This window comes from Sphingobium sp. SCG-1 (assembly GCF_002953135.1).
In the GTDB taxonomy this organism is placed as follows: Bacteria; Pseudomonadota; Alphaproteobacteria; order Sphingomonadales; family Sphingomonadaceae; genus Sphingobium.
This window is the reverse complement of the sequence record NZ_CP026373.1, coordinates 69738-92652: the sequence shown is the minus strand read 5'-3', so window position 1 is coordinate 92652 and position 22915 is coordinate 69738. Positions and strand designations below refer to the sequence as shown.

The window sequence follows — 22915 nt, the reverse complement described above, 5'->3', positions numbered from 1 at the left end:
TGCAGTGCAGCAAAAGCGAAACCGCCGACCATCATTGCCGGGGCCAGTGATGATGGAGATCGTCGATGACGAAGGCGTGCGACCGGGCTTCGCGGTGATTTTCGCGCAGGTGCGGATGGTCCGGCGACAAATCGGCATGATCATGCTCGACCGCATCTGGATTGCGCTGCGGCCAGAGCCAAAGCGCAACGATCGTGCCGATCAAGGCAATCACCGCCATGGCCCCGAACGCCGCTACCTGACCGGCTCCGGCTCCAAGCTGTCCCACCAGCGGGTAACAGATCAGCCAGCAGCAATGGCTGAGCGCGAATTGTGCGGCGAATAAGGCGGGACGGTCGTCGGCATTGGCCGAGCGTTTGAGCAGGCGGCCCGACGGCGTGAGCTCATCGAATAGGCCACGCCGAGTATGAACCATCCGACCAGGATGACATGCCAGAAACCTGGAGTCAGACCGGTGCGCGCGGTCATGGCCGCGAGGATGCCGAGCGCGATCGTCATCGCGGCAGCCGCACCGATCATGATCGTGCGGTCCGCGACCCGGTCGAGGATGCGCGGCAGCGTCAGGGCGGCGAGGATCGAGCCGCCACCGAATGCGGCGAGCGTGAAGGCAACATCGCGCTGGGTAAGGCCAAGGCCTGCGCGCACGATCACGACCGTATTGACGATCACCATCGAGCTTGCGGCCGCCGATGCGAGCGTCAGCGCCAGCAATCCGCGCAGGCGCGGCGTCTTGAGACAGATGCGGATCCCGCGCGTCGTCTTGGCGTAGATGCCGCCTTCCCGAGCCGCCGCAGTGGCAGCCTTCGGCAGCACAGTCGAGACGACCAGCAGTGCCGAGCAGAGGAAGCCGACCGCAGTCCCGGAAAACAGCCAGTGGAAGTTGATCACGGTCAGCAGTCCAGCCGCCAGGATCGGACTGGTCAGGCTCTCCAGGTCATAGGCAAGCCGTGAGAGCGACAGCGCACGGGTATAGTCGCGCTCCTCCGGCAGCACGTCGGGGATGGTCGCCTGGAAGGTCGGGGTGAATGCGGCCGAGGCCGATTGCAGCATCAAGATCAGGACATAGACCTGCCAGACCTGGGTAACGAACGGCAGGCCGAGCGCGACCAGCATCCGGACGACATCCATGCTGACCAGGAAGGCACGACGCGGCAGCCGGTCGGCGAAAGCGCCGACGATCGGAGCAACGCCGATATAGGCAATCATCTTGATCGCCAGAGCGGTCCCGAGCACGGCGCCCGCATTACCGCCGGCGATGTCATAGGCGAGCAGCCCCAGCGCGACCGTGGCAAGGCCAGTGCCGACAAGCGCGATAACCTGGGCCATGAACAGATGGCGATAAGTGCGGTTAGCCAGGACAGAGAGCACTTCGCGATGATCCAGTTCGAGTCGGGACATATCCCCCAGGGGGATATTGACAAAACTTGAGCTATCCCCCTGGGGAGGATAAGTAAAGTCATGTAGCGCGTCGCCAGGGAGTTTGCGGATGACCGAACACAGGCACGAAAGTCATCCTGCGATCGTCAAGCGGTTGAACCGCGCGGGTGGCCATCTGCGCAGCATCGTCGAAATGATCGAGGCAGGACGGCCATGCACTGATGTCGCCCAGCAGCTACACGCCGTCGAAAAGGCCGTCGCCAGCGCGAAGCGAGCGCTGATCAACGACCATATCGATCATTGCCTCATGCACGCCGAAACCAATGACGGTGTCGGATCGGCGGTCGAGGAGTTCCGGACGATCTCAAAATATCTTTAAGCCGCTACGTCCTCTTTGGCCCCGATCATTAAGCTCAGGCGCCCGCCAGGTTACCCTTGGTGAGCGCCTGAAGCTTAGGGTTGCTTGGCGATGGCCGTCACTTCGCCGGCGCTACCAGTCAATGTCAGGTCAAAATCGACCTCTTCGCCCACCTTCGCCGCGTCGGTGATCGCCGGTGCCGCCTTGAACGCCATCGTCATCGCCGGCCATTTGGCTTCCGGGATCGGGCCATGGTTAAGCGTGATGGTGCCTGCGGCCTTGTCGATTGCGGTGACGGTGCCATGACCCTTCGCCTTGATCGCCGATGTCGCGGAAGGCGCCATCGCCATATTGCCCATGTCGCCGCTCATGGCGGCGGCAGGCGCCGCCTGGTTGGTCTCGGCCGCAACCGGCGTTTCCGCCTGTTTGCCGCAGGCGGTAGTCAGGGCGGCGAGGCCGAGGGCGATGGTCAGTCGTGCAGAGTTCATGGTCTTCTCCTTCAAGGTCATACAGGTTGGTGGGTGGGATGTGCCCGTCGCCGCCGGAGCAGCAGATAGGCAGCAGGCAGGACGAACATGGAGAGCAGCGGCGCGGTGAGCATGCCGCCGATCATCGGCGCGGCGATGCGGCTCATCACTTCCGAACCCGCGCCCGAGCCGAGCAGGATCGGCAATAGGCCGGCAAGGATCACCGCGACAGTCATTGCCTTGGGCCGGACGCGGAGCAGCGCGCCTTCGCGCACGGCCGCCTCGACCTGGTCGGCGTCCGGATCGGCACCGCGCTCCTCCAGCGCGTTCTTGAGGTAGATCAGCATGACCACGCCGAACTCGGCCGAAACGCCGGCCAATGCGATGAAACCGACGCCGGTCGCCACCGACTGGTTGAAGCCGAGCAGATAGAGGATCCAGAACCCGCCGGTGAGCGCGAACGGCAGCGTGCCCATGATCAGCGCCGCCTCGTCGAACCTGCCGAAGATCATGTAGAGCAGCACGAAGATGATCAGCAGCGTCGCCGGCACGACCAGCTTGAGCTTTTCGAGGGCGCGCTGGAGATATTCGAACTGGCCCGAATAGGCGATGCTGACGCCGGGCGAGAGCTTCACTTGGCTGGCCACCGCGCGTTGCAGGTCGCCGACCACCGAGGCGAGATCGCGGCCGCGCACGTCGATATAGACCCAGGTCGAGGGCCGGGCATTTTCGGTCTTGAGCATCGGTGGCCCTTCGGCAATCGAGACCCTGGCTACCGTGCCCAGTGTGATCTGCTGGCCCGAGGGAGTCAGGACTGGGAGCGTGCGCAGCCCTTCGAGACTGTCGCGCAGCTCGCGCGGGTAGCGAACGCTGATCGGATAGCGCGCCAGCCCCTCGACCGTCTCGCCGATGGTCTCGCCGCCGATTGCCCCCGACACGATCGTTTGCGCGTCTGCGATGTTAAGCCCGAACCGCGCGGCGGCGGCCCGGTAGATATCGACATCGACATAGCGGCCGCCGGTCAATCGTTCGGCGAGCGCCGAACCGACTCCCGGTACGGTCTTGGCAACGGTCTCGACATCATGGGCGATGCGATCGAGCTGGACGAGATCCGCGCCGGACACCTTGACCCCGATCGGGCTCTTGATGCCTGTGGCGAGCATGTCGATGCGGTTGCGGATCGGCGGCACCCAGACATTGGCGAGACCGGGGAGCTTCACCGTGCGGTCGAGTTCGTCGACCAGCTTTTCGGGCGTCATCCCCGGCCGCCACTGATCACGCGGCTTGAACTGGATGGTCGTCTCGAACATCTCCAGCGGTGCCGGGTCGGTCGCGGTCTCGGCGCGTCCGGCTTTGCCGAACACGCTCTCAACCTCGGGCACGGTCTTGATCAGCCGGTCGGTCTGCTGGAGCAGTTGCGAGGCCTTCGCCGCCGACAATCCCGGCAGCGCCGAGGGCATGTAGAGCAGGTCTCCCTCGTCGAGGTTGGGCATGAACTCGCCGCCAAGCCGGGCAAGCGGCCAGGCCGTCGTCAGGAAGACAAGCCCCGCGATCATCAGCACCGTTTTGGGCTTTCGCATCGTCCAGTCGAGCGCGGGTCGATACGCATTGGTGAGCCAGCGATTGACCGGATTGGCCTGTTCGGCCGGGATGCGGCCCCGGATCAGCCAGCCCATCAGGATCGGCACAAGCGTCACCGAAAGGATTGCCGCCGACGCCATCGCATAGGTCTTGGTGAAGGCGAGCGGCGCGAACAGCCTGCCCTCCTGCGCCTCCAGCGTGAAGACGGGCACGAAAGAGAGCGTGATGATCAACAGGCTGAAGAACAGCGCGGGGCCGACCTCGGCGGCGGCATCGGTGACGACCGTCCACCGCGTGGGGCTGTCGAGCGTCTGATCGGGATGATCATGCTCCCACCGTTCGATCTTCTTGTGGGCGTTCTCGATCATGACCACGGCCGCATCGACCATCGCCCCGATGGCGATGGCGATCCCGCCCAGCGACATGATGTTGGCGTTCACCCCCTGGAACCGCATCACGACGAACGCGGCAAGGACGCCCAATGGCAAGGTCAGGATCGCGACCAGCGCCGAGCGGACGTGCCAGAGGAACAGCCCGCAAACCAAGGCTACGACGATGAACTCCTCGACCAGCTTGTGGGTAAGATTCTCGACCGCGCGATCGATCAGCTGCGAGCGATCATAGACCGTCACCACCTCGACACCGGGCGGCAGGCTCTTCTTCAGGTCGGCGAGATTGTCCTTGACCGCCGCGATCGTTTCGCGGGCGTTCTTGCCGGAACGCAGGATGACGACGCCACCCGCCACTTCGCCTTCGCCGTTCAATTCGGCGATGCCGCGCCGCATCTCGGGGCCGATCTGGATATTGGCGACGTCGCCGAGTCGCACGGGCACGCCGCCCGCCACAGTCTTCAGCGGGATCGCGCGGAAGTCGTCGAGCGACTTCAGATAGCCCGAGGCGCGGACCATATATTCGGCCTCGGCCATCTCCAGCACCGAACCACCCGTTTCCTGGTTGGCCTTTTGAATGGCATCGACCGCCTGGGCGTGGGTGACGCCGTAGGCGGCGAGCTTCACCGGATCGAGCAGCACCTGATATTGCTTCACCATGCCGCCCATGCTGGCAACCTCGGCCACGCCGGGCACGGTTTTCAGCTCGTAGCGCAGGAACCAGTCCTGGATCCCGCGAAGCTGTGAGAGATCGTGATGGCCACTGCGATCGACCAGCGCATATTCATAGACCCAGCCCACTCCAGTCGCATCGGGGCCGAGCGCGCTGCGGGCGCTCGCGGGCAAGCGCCCCTGCACTTGGTTTAGGTATTCGAGGACGCGGCTGCGCGCCCAATAGAGGTCGGTACCGTCCTCGAAGATCACATAGACAAAACTGTCGCCGAAGAAGGAATAGCCGCGCACCGTCTTGGCGCCGGGCACCGACAGCATGGTGGTGGTGAGCGGATAGGTGACCTGGTTCTCGACGATCTGCGGTGCCTGCCCCGGATAGGAGGTGCGGATCACGACCTGCACGTCGGAGAGATCGGGCAGCGCATCGATCGGGGTCGACCGCACCGCCCACAGCCCGACGCCAACCAGCGCCAGCATCCCGATCAGGACGAAGAAGCGGTTGCGGACCGACCAGCGAATGAGATGGGCGATCACTGGCCCGCCACCTTTGCCATGCGCCGCACGGTCGGTCCGGCGGGAGGCTGGTCGAACCCGAAGCGGACACGATCCCCCGTCTTCAGGCCCCGCACCAACGCGGGTGTGCCAAGCTGGAAGGTCATCGTCATCGCCGGCCAGCCGATCGCGGGCACCGGCTCATGGCTGAGCGTCACCGACGTGGCGGTAAGCTGCTCGATCTTGCCCGTCGTCTCATAAAGCGACGTGGCGGACCGGGCGGCGGGTGCCGCCGATACGCCCCCGCCGATCGGCCGCGCCGCGACACCCGACAGACTCGCTTCGGAATCGATCAGGAACTGGCCTGACGCGACGATCTTCTCGCCCTCGCCCAGGCCCGCCAGGATCTCGGTGTCACCGCCGGCTTCCCTGCCGGTTTGCACCTCAGCCGGCCGATAGCGACCCTTGTCGAGCGCGAGCATGACTAAGGTGCGCTTGCCGGTACGGATCAACGCTTCGGACGGCACGAGCAACGCCGGTTGCGTGGCTCCACCGAATGAGACGGTCGCGAACATCCCCGGCCGCAGGCGCCCGCCGCGATTGGGCAGTTCGATCCGAACGGTCAGCGTCCGGCTGTCGGCCTGAGTCGTCGGCAGGATCGCGGAGACGCGGCCCGACAACGTCTCGCCAGGGAACGCGGCAAGCGAGGCCTGCACGATCTGGCCGGGCTTGAGCGGTCCTGCGATCGCCTCGGGCACGGCCGCATTGAGCCAGACGGTGCCAAGACCATTGACCTCGGCGAGCGTCTGCCCCGCCGCCATCGTCATGCCGGCGCGCACGTCCAATGTCTTGATGACCCCGCCGGTTGGTGTGGAGATCGTGACGACATTGTGCGGCCGCCCGCTCCGCTCGACCGACGCGATGGTGCCGGGCGGCATGCCGAGCAGCAGGAGCCGCTGTCGCGCCGCCTGCATCAGCGCCGCGTTGCCGGTGCGGCGGACCGCCAGATACTCAGCCTGTGCGCCACCCCATTCGGGGACGAGCAGGTCGGCGAGCGGTGCGCCCGCGCCGATGATGTCGCCGGGCGCCCGGGCAAAGACGCGTTGGACGAACCCGCCGGCGCGCGCCTGGACGATCGCGACATCGCGCTGGTTGAAATCGATCGTGCCGGTAGCGGTGAGACTGCTCGCCAGTTCCCCGCGCCGGACGGCGACCGTGCGCAGCCCGAGCGACTGCGACGTTGCGGGATCGATCCGCACCCCGGGGGCGTCGCTACCGCTCCCATCGGCATATTTGGGAACGAGCTGCATATCCATGAAGGGCGACTTGCCGGGCGCGTCAAAATGCTGCGACGGCACCATCGGATCATAATAATAGAGCGCCTTGCGACCCGCGTCGGCGGATTGCATCGCGGGTGTCTCGCTCCCCCCGAGATGGGCGACGCCATAGCCTGCACCGCCGGCAACGAGCGCGAGCGCAGCGGCGGCAAGGCCCAGCCGGGTACGCGGTGACATTTCGAGGCTCATCGTGCGTCGCTCCGATAGGTGAGGGTCAATCGGGCGCCATCGGCGGCGACCAAGGCTTCACGGTCGAGGGTATTGAGGGTCGCGTCGGCGAGCGCGGCATAGGCGTCGGCGATATCGACCAGGCTGGCGCGCCCCGCTCCGTAGCTGGCGGTCTCCAGTTTCACCCGCTGCTCGGCGAGCGGCTGCAGGGTGCCCTGTGCGCGCATCCATTGTTCGTGGTGCATGACATGATCGGCGATATCGGCATCGAGGTCGGCGGCGAGCGCGCGGCGCGCCGCTTCGCGCTCTGCCACGACCCGCCCGGCATTGGCCTGGGCTGCAGCGATCCCGGCATTTTGGCGCGTGCGGGTGAAGAACGGCAGGCTGACCGTCACCCCGGCCGAGACATAGTCGCCGAAGCGGGGGTCGCGGCGCTGATAGCCAACATTCACGCCGAAGTCGGACCGCCGGCCGGCGTCAGCCAGGCGTATATCGGCATCGGCCTGGCCCGCCTGGGCATCGATCATCTTGATGGTCGGGTGGCGATCGAGGCCCGCCCGCAAACCAGCTTCATCGACCGGGAAATCCGGGATGGCGCCGGCAATCTCGGGCGCGGGATCGCCGGTCCAGCGGGTCAATGTCGCGCGTGCCCGCGCCACGGTCGAAACCAGCTCACTCCGGCGATCCTGCATCGTCGCGATGGCCTGCTGTCCGGCCAATGTCTGGGCTGGTCGCGCGTTGCCCGAGGCGACTGCGCTCGGTGTTGTTGTGACCACGCGCCCGAGACGAGACAGAACATCGTCAAGCGCGGCAAGCCTGCGCTCTGCGTATGCAAGGTTGATCCAGGCCAGTGCGGTCCCGACCTCGACGGTGCGGGCCTCGACGGCGGTGTCGGCGTCGGCTGCCCTGATGTCGCTCTCGGCACGCGCTTGCTGGGCATGGCGCTTGGCGAGATTGGGAATGTCCTGCGACACGCCGATCCGAGCCATGGTAAAATCGTCACGCTGGGGCTCGAACGCGAGCGGCCCGGAGATCGGAAAGCTCTCCACGCCCACGCCAAGCGTCGGATCGGGGAGCGCGCCCGCCGCACCGCGCGCAGACCGGGCGGCATCGGCGCCGAGCGCCCTGGCCTTGAGCGACGGTGCGTCCTGTAGCGCGCGCTGGAGCGCGGCGTCGAAGGTGAGCGGCCCGGCGAACGCAACGCCGGGAATGGCGGCGAGCAACGGCAAACATAGGAACAATCGCATGAAAATCTCCCGATCCTGAGATCAGGCCGGCGCGGCGCTATCGAATGCGGCAGGACAATATCGGCGGAGCGAGGCACGCTCCGCCGATATCTCAGACCTGACCGTCAAGAAGGACCGGACCAGCCAGGGGCTTATCCTAGCCGGCCGCCGCGCCCGAAGGAGACGCCATGCCAGGCATCGCCTTCATGCAGGCAGTTGCAGCGGTGCCGCTCATTTTCATCAAGTCGCAGGCACAGCTTGCCATGTGCATGGCGTCCGGCACCCAGACGCGCCGGGCGGCTTGGAGTGGCGCACGCGGTCCATATTGCGGTGCCTGACGCCATTCGTAATGGCCTTGGGCCGCGGCGGAGGCATCGCTCTGGGCGAACGCCGGCGCGAAGGTAAACATGGAGAGGGACGCCGCAATGATGGCGGCGACGGATTTGAACCTATTCATGACACTTTCCTTTGGCGATAATCGTGGGGTGGCCGCAGGTCAGGCAGGTCATTCCGATGCGCGTCAGGCGCAACGATCCTGCCAGCCTGACGGCCGGATGCGATCAGCCAAGGAGAGTGGGTGGTTCCAGTTCGGGCGTGAGGTCACTGCCAAGCAGGACCGTGGTGGTCGGCCAGAAAGCGAGCGCAGGACCGGCCCCGCGACTGACAAGCGCTGGAGAATCGTTCCGCACGACCATGGGAACGACACAACCCATCGCTGCGATGCAGGCCAAAGTCATGCCCTTGCAGGGTTTTTGCTGGGGCTGCTGCTGCGCCATCATCTTTATGCAGTCTTCGGACATGCCTGAATTGGTCATGCCCGACATAGCCATCGGCGCGGACGACGCAGTTTGGACCGATGCATAGGCGACCGCTTGGCCGAACAGGCCAATCAGGGCTCCGAAAAGGAGAAAGAGGCGAAGCGCGCGTTTCACTGCTGCTCTGGAGTAGGCCAAGAAGGGGTAAGGCACAACGACATGTTCATAGCCTCCAATACGCCCTGGATGTTCACATCGTTACACCAGCGCATTCGATAGCTCGGCAAGAGCGTCGAAATAAGAGATTCGAAATTCGTCGCACCCTAATCGCGGGTCGGAGATCGGTTACGACGCGCGGAAGTGCGGTCTGCCCTTCAAGCAGACGGATCAGGGGTGCCGGCACCGTGTCGTTGATGCCGATCGCCCGCGACGGGCGGCCATCGGGATCGGAGGGCTTCATCACATCGCCACCATCCAGATCGCATTGCGACCATCATCAGATTTTCGGTGAGTGACACGAAGCCGAGCGGCACGCTGCTCGATCCACCAACGCAGGCACATTTGAGTTCACGACGATCGATGTAGACCGCCTTGAACACCGAGACCGCGCCAACCGTTCCGACAAAGAGTGCGACAGGAACAGACAACCATGGCCAGACGCCAGCGACCATCAGCACGCCGGCAAGCGCTTCGGCAAACGGATAGATATAGCCGTACCGCACCCAGCGCCGCGCCAGGAGGTCGTAGTTGAGAAACATAGTCGAAAAGCGTTCGATGTCCTGCGATTTCAGGATAGCGAGGACGCACATGCTGAAGGCGATGAACCATTCACCCGTGCGCACCGTGAGGGGACTACCGAACGCTGCCTGGCTTGCCGCCAGCGCCATCAGGGCCGTCACAGCGAACACCGCGATCACCGGGCGATAGCTGGTTTCTCCGGCCTGCGCGACATGCTGGCCGAAATGGCGACGCAGATCATCGTAGCCTCCGATGCGTTCCCCCGTGATGAAGATCTGAGGTGTCGTCTTGACCTGTTGCTCTGCTTTGAACGCATCGGTCTCGGCGCGGGTGCGCAGCCAGTGATCCTCTACCGCGAACCCCTTGCGCTTCAGCAAGTCGACGGCCTTCAGGCCGTAAGGGCAGATATGCTCGGGCATCACCATGCGGTGAATGACGGCGGTGGGACGCGTACTCATCTGGTGCCTCGATTGCTTGCGACATGCTGCACCAGCCCCATATAGGGTCCGTACCATAGTCCGGAGTCAAGGCATGATGTCGATGACAATTGCGCGCCTCGCCGAGCAGGGCGGCGTCGGTGTCGAGACCGTGCGCTATTACCAGCGTCGCGAGCTCATGGCGGAGCCTGCACTGGGAGGTCCGACCGGATCGCGCGGCGTTCGCCGCTATGGCGAAGACGATGTGCGCCGCTTGCGCTTCATTCGCGCCGCTCAATCGGCAGGCTTCACGCTCGAACAAATCCGCGAGCTGCTCGAGTTGGACGCCAATAACGATCGCGTTCGCGCGCGGGCGCTCGCTGCACCGCAAATCGATGTTCTGGACCGCAAGATTGCCGAGCTATCGCTAGCACGAGAGGCTCTCACCCGGCTCGCTGCAGAATGCGGCGCATCGTCCGAAGGTCCCTGCCCCATATTGCAAGCATTCGATAGCTGAAGTGATACATGCAAAACCTATTCTGCGATCTCGCTCTAGGCCGATGGCCAGCGGATTGGCCGCTGTCGATGCGAAGGACCAGTCACTTCTGGTAATTCAGCCAGGTGCCCTAAGCGATTTTCGCCATCAGTCGACCTGCCGCACCCTGCTCCGCAGCCAGATTGCGGTTGTACGCCAGTGGCATCCGTGGCGACTTCCAGCGCAGCGCATCCATGATGCCAGCAAGATCCTCGCCACTCGTGAAGAGGTCCTGGTTCAACCCCACCCGCGTCGAGTGCGCACTGATCCCCTTGAGCAGCCGAGCCAGATCGTCGGCTGTCACATCGGGCAGCGCGCCACGATCGAACGCCCGCTGGATGATCGACCGAAAGATCGGCCCGATCGATCCCGGGTGCAGCGCGACGGTGCCAATGTCATACTCAACGCGTGCCTTCACGGCCGGCTTGGAAAGCGTCTTGCGCAGATCCCATGTCTCGCGGCCCGAGATGCTGTCGATCGGCCGACCGCGCACCGCAGCGCGGGCCTTGTAGCGCCGCACCTGCACCCGGCGGAACAGCGGCCCGGCCGTTGTCTCGGCCGCCTCGGTCCAGGCCGCGATCGCCGCCACGGTGCGCGGGCTGAGATAGGCGGTCGCCCCCTCCCCGTCCGGATCGCTCTTGCTACGCAGAATTTTCAGCAGCCGCGCCTCGGGATCGATCGCCTCGATAACATGCTCGACTGCGACCGCCACCAGTTCGGAGGCGCGCAGACCGGTATCATAGGCGGTCGACAGCAGCGCCCGATCGCGCAACCCCGGCAGATCGTCGCCGCAGCTCTCGAGCAAGGCGCGAATATTGAGCCCCCGCGCCTTGTCACGCTCAACGTCACGTACCGGACCTTTGAACCGCAACGGCCGCGCCTGCTTCTGCGCCGCCCCTTTTTCGCGGCGCACGGCCTGTAGCCGCAGCTTGACCAGCGGGGCGGGCGTCGGATCCTTCAGGTCGAGCAGCTGGTGGATCTTGGCGATCGACGCCTTGTAGCGGCCGAGAGACGCCGGTCGGCTCCCCTGCCCCGCCCGCGCGTCGAGATAGTCGGCTACGGTCTCGGGCGTTGCCGGCAGCGCGATCCGGTTGTGGCGTCGACACCAGAGGTCGAATGCTTCCAGATCGGACTTGAGCGCGCGGATGCTGTGCGGCGAAGACGCGGCCTGATACGCGGCGATCAGCGCCTCGTTGACGATGATGCGCTCGCCCGCGCGCATCTTCACCACCGCCCACGACAGATCGTCGGCCGCCGCCATCGGCGCAGACGCCGTTTCCCCAGCCATCAGGGCGTTGTCGTCGAGATGCGCGAAGTGATCCATCGGCGCGATGTGTAGCGCATTTCGTAAAGAGAGGTCAAATATGGACATGCGATAAGTGCAATTATCGTGTGTCCATAATCCTGTGGCTATGTCCGGCGAAACTAACCTAGGTGTTTGGTTTCTCAATTGGTTGCGATAGAGACTGGATTGATGGCCTCGCTCTCCCCTTTCCATGCCTCCAGTGAGCAGGCAATGCTCCTGCTCGGCCGACTGGATGGACGCCTGCAAAACAGCCCATGGGCTGACATTTGGCTGGCCCGCGCGCGGTTGCAGGGCGCAGCCCAACTCGCCGGTCTCGCCGGCGCGCCAATCGACGTCCGGCATTTGCAGGATTGGATTTGCGGACGCACACCCCCTCCCCGCGCCTCTGAAGGGTTGAACGATCCTGTCTCTGTGGCAGCGGTGTTTCATCTCGCGATCGAGGCTAGCATTGGCGATAAGGGGCCGCTGGCGCGCGCGACGCTCAACGTCTTGCGCACTGTGCTTGACGATCGATCCGAAGCCGAAATCTGGGCAGGCAGCGACATGGCCTATTTCGGTCCGGCGTGGCGGCAGGCTCGTATCGAAGCACAAGCCCCCTACCCTTCTGCCTCGCTGCACTCCGTCGCCGATCGGATTGCCGCCATGCTCAAGGCGGTCGTCGTCGCCGAGCAATCTGCGGTGGATGTGACCACGATCGACGGTCGGACGCTCATGCTCGAGCCGAGGGCGCGCGATCGCGCCTGGCTTGTGGCCAGCCATGTCCCTGCCATGCTCCATCATGCCGGGCTCACATTGGGCGCCCTGCCTTCGCTCATTCTGTTGCCGAAATTCCCGCCACACGCTGTTACAGAGTTGACGGATCTCATGATGCGATCGCTGCTCGCGACCTGCCAGTCCGGCCTGAAGGATCTCGACTGGATCGAGCGTCAAGGGTCAAAAGCGTTGGACGTATCGGCAACGCGCCGCAGCCGCGCACCGCTCCTCGCGCGCCTTGCGCTTGCCTATCCCGGTCTTCGCCCATCTGCAGTGGCGCGGCTTCTTGAGGTCACGCCGCAGGGAGCACGCAAACTGGTAGCCAAACTCGGGTAACGCGGAGGCTACTGCCAATGCGCGTCGAGCAAGATCTTGATAGCGGCCTCCGCTTCGTCCCGAGAACCGCCACCGTGTGGGAGCAAGGTGATCCTCACCCCCTTACGGTCCTTACCCTCAAACCGAAGCAATGGCTTTCCGCTCTGCGACGCCACGGTTTCGATCGATCCTGACCTCTTGGGGGATCCTGACCTCTTGGGGGGATCGGCTGCCAGTGCCAATGCACGGAGAATATCAGGCACCGCAATAGGAGCGCCCTCCCCTCCCGATCGCGCGCTGAGCGCCGCTGCTTCGGCAAACACCCGCTGGCGACGATCATCGGGCTTCAGCAAGGGCTTGATGGTCGTGACGTGCTTGATCCGCAAATCCTGCGGATTGGGAAAGGCGACCATCAGTTCCGCTGGTAGGCGCGCGAGATCGAGATAACGGCTCAGCCAGCTCTCGGTGACGTTGATCCGCTCGGCCATCACCTTTTGCCGGCCCTCATAATAGGCATCAAGCGCACGAAGATAATCGCGGGCGCGTTCCAGATCGCTGAGGTCTTCGCGCGCTCTGTTCTCAATGTCCGCAATGCGGAACGCTTCCTCGTCCGACAGTTCGCGAATATCGATCAGGAAGCGGAAGTCGGGATAGTTGTGGCCGCGTAGCCAGCTGATCGACCAATGGCGTCGCGCGCCGCAAATCACCTCGAAATCATAATCGGGCTCACCGCGCACGCGGCGGACGATCGCGGGCATCTCTTGGCGCCCTTGCGCCTTCATGCTCTCGATAAGGTCGGCGCACCGCTCTTCGTTGAGCAAGGCATATTCGCGGTTATGTCCTGCCCACATCCGACAACGCGCGGGATCAACCAATTCATGGGTGCGGCTGACGACCGTACCAGCCGCCAGTTCGGCCAACCGATTCTCCCGATTTGTCAGAACATTGGCGCCCAGCCCAGGCCGGCGCGGCGCGGGCACACCATCTTCGGGTGGATTGATTCCGGCGGCCAGTTCTGCTGCGAAACTCGCATTCTTTCTGCTCATGAAGCCGTTCCTTCACCCGGAATTGCACCGGTGCAATTTTGTCGTTTCACGCCAGACCTTCCTTGCGCAAACGGCTCAAATGGCTGGGCCACATAGCCCGAATATCCAACTCGAGTTCAGCATTCACCCCATCGAGATAGGTGAGGCAGCGGTTGCGGACGGCACTGCTCGTCACAGGACCGTCGAGCTCATAGACCGTCATCAAACGGGCCGTCGCATTGTCGATCTCAGCAGAGTCTTTGAGCGGCGTGCGCACCATCGCCTGACCAAACAGCGTCCGCATCAAATTGAGCAGTTCCTTCTGCATCGATTTGTTCTCATCGACTTTGGAAGCGACAAAGCGCAGAAATCTCAGGGTCGGTGCAAAACCACGTTCGGCCAGCGTCTCGATGGTCTCATCAAGCATCGCCAGAAACGCTGCGGTCGAGGAAAAGTCCATGACGGTTGGAGGCACCGGCACGACAAGTGCGTTCGCGGCGCGCAAAACCGACAATGAGATCGCGCCAAGGGCCGGGGGCGGATCGAGGACAATGACATCGAAGCGATCAGAGATGCTGGCGATACCCTCAGAGAGGCGATCGATAAGCCCCCCCTGCCCCCGCGCCATTCGGGCTGCGATCTCATATTCCGACTGGAACAGCCGTAAATTTGCCGGGATCAGTTCGAGACCGTCGAAATGCGTTTTACGCAGCGCATAATCGAGCGAGGTCTTCTCCTCTTCCCGGAGAAACGGGTAGAGCGTATCCTCCTCGCTCAGGTCGAGATCCGGCACATAGCCGAACAATGTCGTCGCAGAGGCTTGGCTGTCGCAGTCGATCAGGGCAACGCGGTAGCCCTGGATTGCGAGATATTGGGCAAGGTGGACGGACAGGGTCGATTTGCCGACGCCTCCCTTGAAGTTCTGGACGGCCACGACACAGCATGGATCGTCGGCCGCTCGCCAGGGCCTGGTGCCGAACAGGCCTCGCATGTCATTGAGCTGGGCAAGCGTGTACCCAACCCTGCGGTTATTCTCGGTTCGCGGCGGCGGCGGAAGACGTCCGTCCTTTTCGGCGTCGCGAATTGCAGCGGGCGTCCGCCCGACGAGAACAGCGGCCTTTCCGATTGGAAAAGTGGGCTCGCGGCGTTCATCCGCCCGCGCGCTGCGCGCTGAATCGCGAAGGCGCTCCAGCACCGATGAGGTCCGCTGGGCAAGCGCCGCCACCGAGAGAAGATCATGAGTGTCGTCGATGTCTAGTGATGCTACCACAAGGCGCCCCTTTGCGAAACTCGGGGCACTATAGCGCTACTTGTGCTTTTTCGTCAAACAGAAGCGCTATTTCGAAAGTCTGCCTCCGGCATGGGCGGCAATTGCAACGAAACCGGCTGCCAATCGCCTACTAAGCGGCCCATCCTGACTCGGTGGGGGCACGACGAAATTGCACCGGTGCAATTTCGCTTATGGACGCCCCCTTCGGGCAACGAAACTCTCGCAAAAACCCGTCCACGAACTGATCAGCTTCGCGCCCTTGAGCTTCGCCAGACGGTCGCCCATCTGCTGGCGGTAAGCGTCGGCAATGAGGTCGATATCCCACCCGCCTCCGTGCGACCGGGCAATCGCGGCCAAGCCTTCGGCGTTGAACCGGATCGTTCCTTGCGGAAAGACGATCTCCGAACTCTTCTCCGGCGTGACAAGCGCGCTGATAGCGGCCTTCACTATCGATCCCACTTCCACCGGTTCGGCGATCGTCTCCACAGCCCCCTCCCGGCGCGCCTTGCGCCCCGTCGAGTGCCGCTCAATCTCATCGACGGTCGCGATCTGCGCTGGCGCATCCTTCGGTTCGAAACGGAACTCGATCTCGGTCACCGTCCGGCCCTGCCGCATCTCCTTCCACTCGACTCGGAAGTGAGCCAGCTGATCGATCTCGGCCTTCGCCTTCTCGAGCACCTTGCGACGAAGTTGCGCGAAATCCGTATACACCTCAGGCGATATGCCAAGCGCTGCACGCAGCGCCGCCATATCACCCTTCCAGGTCGACTGCCGGCGATGGAGCCGCAGCGATCCAATCTCATAGAGCTTGAGCGCGTAGCTTGATCGGAAGCCCAGCACCGCCTGTCGATTCAGGACAGCATAGCTCTCAGACTCCTGGATGAGCTTGCGCGCATCAGGCGTAAACTCCCATTCGATCCACCCCGCATCGGCGCCGTCTGTATCTTCCGCCTCTTCGCGGGACGACGAGATCAGGGAAAAGCGCAGCGTCGCTTTCTTGCCGCGCCAGGACCGGTCGTCGATCGCGAACAGGGTCCGGTGAAGTTCCTCCAGCATGTCGGAGATACGTTCGTTACCTTTATGGCCGCGGCGAATATCGGCCTTGCGCATGCGATGTGGCCGGTCCTGCCAAGCATCGCCGCCTGCGGTCAGGATCATCAACGCGAGCAACCGGGAGGCCGTCAGGCTGAGCGATTGGCCTTTGACGAACTTGATCTCAACAATGCTGCCGGGCTTGGCGAATTCTTCGCCACCTTTCGCCTGCAAGGCAGCTGCAACGCGCATAGCACGGCCAGGCGCCGAATCGGCTTGCGCCTCTTGCGCTGCATCGGCGCTTAGATTTTCCGCATGTTCCATGTCATATAGGCCGAACGCATATGGGCAGATTCGCCCAATTGCTGCCTGACCTGTCCTCGCTCGTCAAGTCAGGGCAGGCTGAAACACTTTTGTGGCCCCCATGCGGTCAGGTTAGAAGCGTGTGGCACTTGCGCAAAAACCTTGTGATTCCGCCGAGTCGCGATGCGATTCGCATTCTGCCCGTTTTCGGCTCGCTCACGCTCGATAAACCCGGCAGAATGAGGCCATTCCGCAGCCCCGGATCGCCAGATGCCCTCGCCCCCACTCGGTCAGGATAGCCCCAATAGGTCAGTTATCACCCCCCGATCGGTCAGGATGCCGCCCCCGCCGGGTCAGGCAATATCCCCCGTGCGGTCAGGTTAAACGCGATAGATTATTGAAATTGCAGACCTTTTCGGCCCAGAATCTGAATCACTTAGAATCATGAATCCTTCCGCTGCAAGCAGCGGCGTTGTTTCAGAATGATTCTTGAGGGTTACGCAGGCGATTCGCTGAGGCTTTACGGTCGGACAGGGTAACCAGTGCCCCCTAGCTGGGGGGATACCGCCAGACCGGTGATCCACGATAACACCCCGGTCTCGATCCTTGGCAGATTCGCCGTGCGACGAGATCCTCAGCGAACCGACCGCAGCTGCATAACCGCTCGTCGCCGCTGGGCAGACGCAGTGAGGAGCTCGCATGATCAATTTTGCCAAATTCGAGATCATCGGAAGGATCGGTGAGATCGACGCCAAGCCGAAGGTCACGAACATCTCGGTGTGCGCGAACTATCGCCGCCGCGGAGAAGGCGACCAGTGGATTGAGGACAGCTACTGGAACCGCGTCGTCATTTTCAGCGACGGCCAGCGGAAATATATCGATGAGAAGGCCCAGGTTGGCGATCTCGTGCGGATTGCCGGACGGCTCCGTGACACCTCGTACGAGCGCGACGGAACCACGCACTACACGACCGACCGGATCGTCGAAGAGTTCGGTGTGCTCGCGGCAAAGGCGGCATAGGTCGGAACAGGCAGCGCCGATCGGGTGAGAGGGGAGGGGGCATGCGCGGAGCGAACCTAGGTTTTCGATAGGAGTTTCGGGTATGCCAGCCACCATCGACGCAGCGGTTCGTGCCAAGCAAATCGTCGAGAGCTTGGGCGGACGCTGGTCTGGATCGCGCGGGGAGTGCCGCTGCCCCGCCCATGACGATCACTCGCCTAGTCTTTCGGTCCGCCTCGGCACCAAGGCGATCCTGTTCAAATGTTTCGCGGGATGCACCTCGACCGATATTCTCAAGGCGCTGGATCGTCATGGTTTGCATGACCGGGTGCCGGTCCATGTCGAGCCACGCGCGCCAGCGCGCGATCTAAGCGGCTTGGCCAAGTCATTGTGGCAGCACAGCGTCCCCATCGGCGGCACACCGGCGGAAGCCTATCTTCATGCTCGTGGCCTTTATGCGCCGAACCCAGACCTTCGCTTCAATCCACAGACGATCATAGGGAAGGGGAAAGATCGGCGCAGCCTTCCGGCAATGATCGCGGCGGTGAGAAATGAGCTGGGCCTGGTCGCGGTCCACCGGACATTCCTCGATCCCACAGACATTTTGCGTCGGCCCTTCCGCAAACCCAAGCTGGCGCTGGGTCTACTCGGCTCGGGCAGCGTGCGCTTTGGTGAGCCCGGTGACGTTCTGGGCATCGCCGAAGGGATCGAAGATGCCCTGTCCGCCATCGACTGGTTCCAATTGCCGGTTTGGGCTGTGCTTGGTGCCGAGCGCTACGCCCATGTCGGCATACCGTCCCATGTGAAGCGCGTCATCGTCTTCGGCCAGCGGAACACGGCGGCGAGGATCTGCCTGAAGAGGGCAGGGGAGCACCTTAGCGCCAACGGGCGAACGGTGGAGGAATGGCTCCCATCCGAGCATGACGATTGGAACGATGCCTTGCGCGATCGGCTTGCCCGCAACGCCGTTCCTCGCACCGTGATCCAAACACACTCCGACTGAAGAGAGGAGAGGGGGCCTCCGGCTTGTTGATCCGGTGATGAGCACCGGACGATACGATGGAGGCTTACCATGCGCACCTCAGCCGCTGCTCTCGAACTCGATTTCACTGAACCATCCATCACCGCCGCGAAGGCAGTCTCTGCCGTGCTGAGCAAGGGCGAGGGCATCGACCGGCCTGGCCTGCTCCGGACGATGGAAACCGCTTATGGTTCAACCGCAGCCGATGGGCATTGGTCACTCCGCGACGCCTATGATGTGCTGGAGCTGGCCCAGGTCCTGCACCTCGCCAGGCTCGACCTGTCGCAAGAGCCCGCCGAGTGCCTTGCGGCTCTGATTGCGCTCACCGCATCCCTGCCGACGCATACTGTGCGCAGCGAAGAACAGATCACGCTCCAGCAATTTTCGACACCGGTCGCGATTGGCTACCTTGCCGCGCTCGCCGCTCGCATCACCGCTGCGGATACCGTCCTGGAGCCCTCCGCCGGCACCGGACTCCTTGCCGTTTTCGCCGCGCGCGCGGGCGCCAAGCTTATCCTCAACGAGATCGATCCGGCGCGCGCCGGCATGCTTGAGGCAGCATTCCCCACCGCACCGGTCAGCCGCCACGATGGCGAACTCATCCACGATCTGATGCCGCTGTCGATCCGCCCGACCGCCGTGCTCATCAACCCGCCCTTTTCCCGCAGCATCGGCCGGCATGCCGATCCGCTTGCCGCATTCCGCCATCTGCGCGCCGCCCTGCAGCGGCTTGATGCCGGCGGGCGCTGCGCCGCTATTCTTCCCGATCGCGTGGACACATCGAGCCGCGCCTGGGCGAAGGCGACCGAAGGCTGCGCAATCACGCTACACGTCGAATTGCCCGCGAATGCCTATGCCAAGCATGGCACCAGCCAGATCGTGAAGCTCATCGTTCTTGAAAAAGGCTTCCAAGATGACGTCGCCATCGTTCGGTGCAGCTCACTCGCCGAAGCGCTCGCGACGATCATCGCTTCCGCCGCCAGCGTTACGGAACTCCCGCGATTTTCCCCAGCGCGCCTCGCATCGACCCGGGTGGTTGGATCCCTGCTCGGGGGTATCTCGAGCAGGCCCCGGCTTTCGGCCCCGATCGCCAAGGCCGCCCCGCCGCTCGGTGCGCGCGATATCGACTACGACGTTTTTGCCGAACCCGTGCCAACCGGTGAGGCGGTGGGGGTCTACCTGCCATATCGGCCGAGCCGCATTGCCATCCCCTGCGCAACCCCGCATCCGACCGCTCTGGTGGAATCGATCGCCATGGGGTCGATTACGGCACCGCGGCCGTCCTACCTTCCCAAGTTGCCGGCCCGCGTCGTGGAAGACCGGGTGCTGTCCGATGCTCAGCTCGAAACGCTGATCTACGCCGGTGACGCCTTCGAGCGCGATATCTCTGGCCTGTTCAAGGCGGCCGAGGAAGGATTGTCGCTCGCCCCCGACGAGAATGGCCAACCTTACCGGACCGGATTCTTTCTTGGCGATGGCACGGGTGCCGGCAAGGGTCGTCAGGTTGCCGCCATCATCCTCGATCAGTGGCTACGCGGGCGCCGCAGGCACATCTGGATTTCCAAGACCGAGACGCTGCTGGAGGACGCACGTCGCGACTGGACTGCCGTCGGCGGTCTCGCGCTCGACATTCAGCATCTCAACCAGTGGAAGTTGGGCACACCGATCGGCGCGGCCGAGGGCGTGCTTTTTCTCACTTATGCGACGCTCCGCTCCAATCGGGGCGAAAAGGGCACACGCCTTCAGCAGATTCTGGACTGGGTCGGTGACGATTTCGACGGCATGATGGTGTTCGACGAGGCGCACGAAATGGCGGGTGTCGCCGGCGGCGAAGGCCGGTTCGGCACCAAGGACGGCTCCGATCAAGGCATCGCAGGCGTGCGTCTGCAAAACCTGTTGCCCCGCGCCCGCGTCCTCTACGTCTCCGCAACCGGCGCGTCGGACGTCAACAATCTCGCTTATGCCACCCGGCTTGGCCTGTGGGGTCCGACCACCGCCTTCGCCGATCGCCGCGCCTTCGTCGACAGTTTGCGGCGTGGCGGAATCGCGGCAATGGAATTGATCGCCCGCGACATGAAGATGCAGGGCCTCTATGTTGCCAGGGCGCTCAGTTTCGCCGGTGTCGAATATGACATCCTCGAACATCGCCTCACGCCCGACCAGGTCGAGGTTTATGACGCCTACGCCGATGCGTGGGCGATCATCCACGCCAATTTGCGCACTGCCCTCGATGCCACCCGGGTGACGGACAGCTTTTCCAACGACACCTACAACAGCGGCGCGAAGGCCGCAGCGCTGTCGATCTTCGAATCCACCAAGCAGCGTTTCTTCGGCCAGATCCTGATCGGCATGAAGCTGCCTTCGCTGATCCCGGCAATCCGTGCCGATCTCGCCCGGAACGAGAGCGTCGTGATCCAGCTCGTTTCGACGTCCGAGGCGATGCTCAACCGGGCACTCGCCGCGCTGAATGCCGAGGACCGGGCAAATCTGGACATCGAGCTGTCACCCAAAGAGTTCGTCATGTCCTATCTGACGGCCGCTTTTCCCGTTCGACAGATGCAGACCTTCGTCGATGACACCGGCAAGACGCGTTCCGAGCCGATGTCCGACGAGGAAGGCCGTCCCATCCTCAGCCAGGAGGCGCTCGAGATGCGCGACAATCTCGTCGAGCGGTTCTGCTCCCTGCCGATCGTGGGGTCCGCCCTTGATCATATCATCGGGCATTTCGGCACCGATGCGGTTGCCGAGGTTACCGGACGCAGTCGGCGCATCGTCATCGACGAGCACGGTCGCCAGCGCATCGAGAGCCGTTCGCCGCGAACAAATCTTGCCGAGACCGATGCTTTCATGCGGAACGAGAAGAATATCCTGATCTTCTCGGATGCAGGCGGCACCGGGCGCAGCTATCACGCCAGTCTCACCGCCGAGAACCAGTCGCGCCGCAACCACTATTTGCTTGAGCCCGGTTGGGGCGCCGACGCGGCCATCCAGGGACTCGGCCGCACCCATCGCACGCATCAGGCAAGCGCGCCGCTGTTCCGTCCAGTGTCGACCGACTGCCGCGGCGAGCGGCGCTTTATCTCGACGATCGCCCGCCGCCTCGACAGCCTGGGTGCCCTGACCCGGGGTCAGCGGCAGACGGGTGGGCAAGGCCTGTTCGACCCGCGGGACAATCTCGAAAGCGACTATGCCAAGGAATCCCTCGAAACATGGTTCCGCCTGCTGGCCGACGGCAAGCTGCGCTCGACCACGCTTGGCGAGTTCCAGACCCTCACCGGGCTTGAGCTCGAGGGCGAAGGTGGCGGGCTGAAGGAGGAGCTGCCGCCGATCCAGCGCTGGCTCAATCGCATTCTCGCGCTGCGCATCGCGCTGCAGAATGCGATCTTCGATGAATATCTCGGCCTGATCGAGGCTCGGATCGAGGCGGCGCGCGAAGCCGGCACGCTCGATCTCGGCGTCGAAAGCATCAACGCCGAGCGGATCACGATCCTTGATCGCACGGTCATTCGGCGCGACCAGACCAGTGGCGCCGAAACCGAAATTCTGCGCCTCGAAACGGAGGAGCGCTACAAGCCGCTCCCGCTCGAACGCGCCCTGCGGATCCTGGGCGATGACGCGCGTCCGATCGTCAATCGCAAGTCCGGCAAGGCCGCGATCCGGTGCAGCACCTATTCGCTCACCGACGACGATGGCGAGATCGTTCGCCGCTACGAGCTGGTTCGGCCGACCCGTTCCGAGCGAATGCGGCAGGATTTGCTGCTCGAAACGATGTGGGAAGAAACCGGCGAGGAGGAATTCTCGGCATTGTGGCAGGCCGAGGTCGAGGAGATGCGGGACAAGACCCGCATCAGTACGCTCTACCTGGTCGCGGGCCTGCTCCTACCGGTCTGGGATCGCTTGCCCGACGATCATGTTCAGGTCTGGCGTCTGAACACCGATGATGGCCAGTCTTTCCTCGGCCGGATCGTTCCTGCACCGCTGGTGTCGAAGCTCGCCGACGCTTTCGGGATCAACGCCGCCATCACCGTGTCAGGCGAAGACACCGCAAAGCATGTGATGACGACCGGCGATATATCATCCGTTGGCGCTTACCGGCTCAAGCGGAGCCTGGTCGCCGGCCAGCAGCGCCTCGAACTGCTCGATTGGCCGCACACGCGGCTTGCCGAACTCAAGGCGGCCGGCTGTTTCACCGACATCATCCAGCACAGGACGCGCATGTTCGTCCCCGTCGCGAGTGCCGCTGTCGTCATCGCGCGCATCACCGCCTGACCATCCAGGGCCTCTCTCCTCGCTCAGCACAAGAGAGGGGAGGGGGCCTTCGGCTTTGTGGGCCTGATGTGCAGGCTCGCGTGACCGTCGCGGCGGCGCGCCAGTTCCAGA

At 63.6% G+C, this 22915-nt stretch carries 16 protein-coding genes and 2 pseudogenes; 6 read left to right on the top strand and 12 right to left on the bottom strand.

Annotated features, from left to right (window positions below; translation table 11 throughout):
• Positions 1-31: 31 nt before the first annotated feature.
• A pseudogene (locus tag C1T17_RS20185) lies at positions 32-1368 on the bottom strand (MFS transporter).
• 118 nt (positions 1369-1486) lie between these two features.
• Here C1T17_RS20185 and C1T17_RS20180 point away from each other — a divergent pair.
• On the top strand, positions 1487-1756 hold the full coding sequence (locus tag C1T17_RS20180) for a metal-sensing transcriptional repressor (RefSeq protein WP_104955455.1): 270 nt from the start codon (positions 1487-1489) through the stop codon (positions 1754-1756).
• 74 nt (positions 1757-1830) lie between these two features.
• On the opposite strand, the gene C1T17_RS20175 is transcribed toward C1T17_RS20180, so the two are convergent.
• The 7 genes and pseudogenes from C1T17_RS20175 to C1T17_RS20140 form a co-directional block, all read right to left on the bottom strand.
• Positions 1831-2223 carry a copper-binding protein gene (locus tag C1T17_RS20175; protein ID WP_189338634.1) on the bottom strand — a complete coding sequence of 131 codons (393 nt, stop codon included), beginning with the start codon at positions 2221-2223 and terminating at the stop codon, positions 1831-1833.
• A 17-nt stretch (positions 2224-2240) separates the two neighbouring features.
• Positions 2241-5378 carry an efflux RND transporter permease subunit gene (locus C1T17_RS20170; protein ID WP_104955454.1) on the bottom strand — a complete coding sequence of 1046 codons (3138 nt, stop codon included), beginning with the start codon at positions 5376-5378 and terminating at the stop codon, positions 2241-2243.
• On the bottom strand, positions 5375-6862 hold the full coding sequence (locus tag C1T17_RS20165) for an efflux RND transporter periplasmic adaptor subunit (RefSeq protein ID WP_104955453.1): 1488 nt from the start codon (positions 6860-6862) through the stop codon (positions 5375-5377). Before C1T17_RS20165 ends, C1T17_RS20170 begins: the two co-directional genes overlap by 4 nt.
• Complete coding sequence (locus C1T17_RS20160) at positions 6859-8088, bottom strand: TolC family protein (protein ID WP_104955452.1); 1230 nt, start codon at positions 8086-8088, stop codon at positions 6859-6861. Before C1T17_RS20160 ends, C1T17_RS20165 begins: the two co-directional genes overlap by 4 nt.
• Before the next feature lie 136 nt (positions 8089-8224).
• Positions 8225-8524: a hypothetical protein gene (locus tag C1T17_RS20155; protein ID WP_223262987.1), complete on the bottom strand. Its 300-nt coding sequence runs from the start codon at positions 8522-8524 to the stop codon at positions 8225-8227.
• Positions 8525-8627: 103 nt separating this feature from the next.
• Positions 8628-8999 (bottom strand): hypothetical protein, encoded by a 372-nt coding sequence (locus C1T17_RS20150; protein WP_104955451.1) that lies wholly within the window; start codon positions 8997-8999, stop codon positions 8628-8630.
• Between the two features lie 282 nt (positions 9000-9281).
• A pseudogene (locus tag C1T17_RS20140) lies at positions 9282-10018 on the bottom strand (MauE/DoxX family redox-associated membrane protein).
• Positions 10019-10094: 76 nt separating this feature from the next.
• Here C1T17_RS20140 and C1T17_RS20135 point away from each other — a divergent pair.
• Positions 10095-10493, top strand: coding sequence for a MerR family transcriptional regulator (locus C1T17_RS20135; protein WP_104955562.1), 399 nt, complete (start codon positions 10095-10097; stop codon positions 10491-10493).
• A gap of 109 nt (positions 10494-10602) precedes the next feature.
• Here C1T17_RS20135 and C1T17_RS20130 read toward each other — a convergent pair whose 3' ends face one another.
• Positions 10603-11799 (bottom strand): tyrosine-type recombinase/integrase, encoded by a 1197-nt coding sequence (locus C1T17_RS20130; RefSeq protein WP_223262991.1) that lies wholly within the window; start codon positions 11797-11799, stop codon positions 10603-10605.
• Between the two features lie 186 nt (positions 11800-11985).
• Here C1T17_RS20130 and C1T17_RS20125 point away from each other — a divergent pair, with 186 nt between their 5' ends.
• Positions 11986-12906: a hypothetical protein gene (locus C1T17_RS20125; protein WP_104955560.1), complete on the top strand. Its 921-nt coding sequence runs from the start codon at positions 11986-11988 to the stop codon at positions 12904-12906.
• Between the two features lie 8 nt (positions 12907-12914).
• Here the strand turns inward: C1T17_RS20125 and C1T17_RS20120 are convergent, their stop codons facing one another.
• From C1T17_RS20120 to C1T17_RS20110, 3 genes are all read right to left on the bottom strand, one after another.
• Positions 12915-13931, bottom strand: coding sequence for a ParB/RepB/Spo0J family partition protein (locus C1T17_RS20120; protein ID WP_104955448.1), 1017 nt, complete (start codon positions 13929-13931; stop codon positions 12915-12917).
• Between the two features lie 46 nt (positions 13932-13977).
• Positions 13978-15180: an AAA family ATPase gene (locus C1T17_RS20115; protein WP_104955447.1), complete on the bottom strand. Its 1203-nt coding sequence runs from the start codon at positions 15178-15180 to the stop codon at positions 13978-13980.
• Positions 15181-15369: 189 nt separating this feature from the next.
• Positions 15370-16464: a replication initiation protein gene (locus C1T17_RS20110; RefSeq protein ID WP_104955559.1), complete on the bottom strand. Its 1095-nt coding sequence runs from the start codon at positions 16462-16464 to the stop codon at positions 15370-15372.
• Positions 16465-17214: 750 nt separating this feature from the next.
• On the opposite strand from C1T17_RS20110, the gene C1T17_RS20105 reads away from it, so the two are divergent.
• From C1T17_RS20105 to C1T17_RS20095, 3 genes are all read left to right on the top strand, one after another.
• Positions 17215-17535, top strand: coding sequence for a single-stranded DNA-binding protein (locus C1T17_RS20105; RefSeq protein WP_021243468.1), 321 nt, complete (start codon positions 17215-17217; stop codon positions 17533-17535).
• Positions 17536-17617: 82 nt separating this feature from the next.
• Positions 17618-18517, top strand: a complete 900-nt coding sequence (locus C1T17_RS20100) for a toprim domain-containing protein (protein WP_104955446.1) — start codon at positions 17618-17620, stop codon at positions 18515-18517.
• Between the two features lie 69 nt (positions 18518-18586).
• On the top strand, positions 18587-22804 hold the full coding sequence (locus C1T17_RS20095) for a strawberry notch-like NTP hydrolase domain-containing protein (protein WP_104955445.1): 4218 nt from the start codon (positions 18587-18589) through the stop codon (positions 22802-22804).
• Positions 22805-22915: the final 111 nt, after the last annotated feature.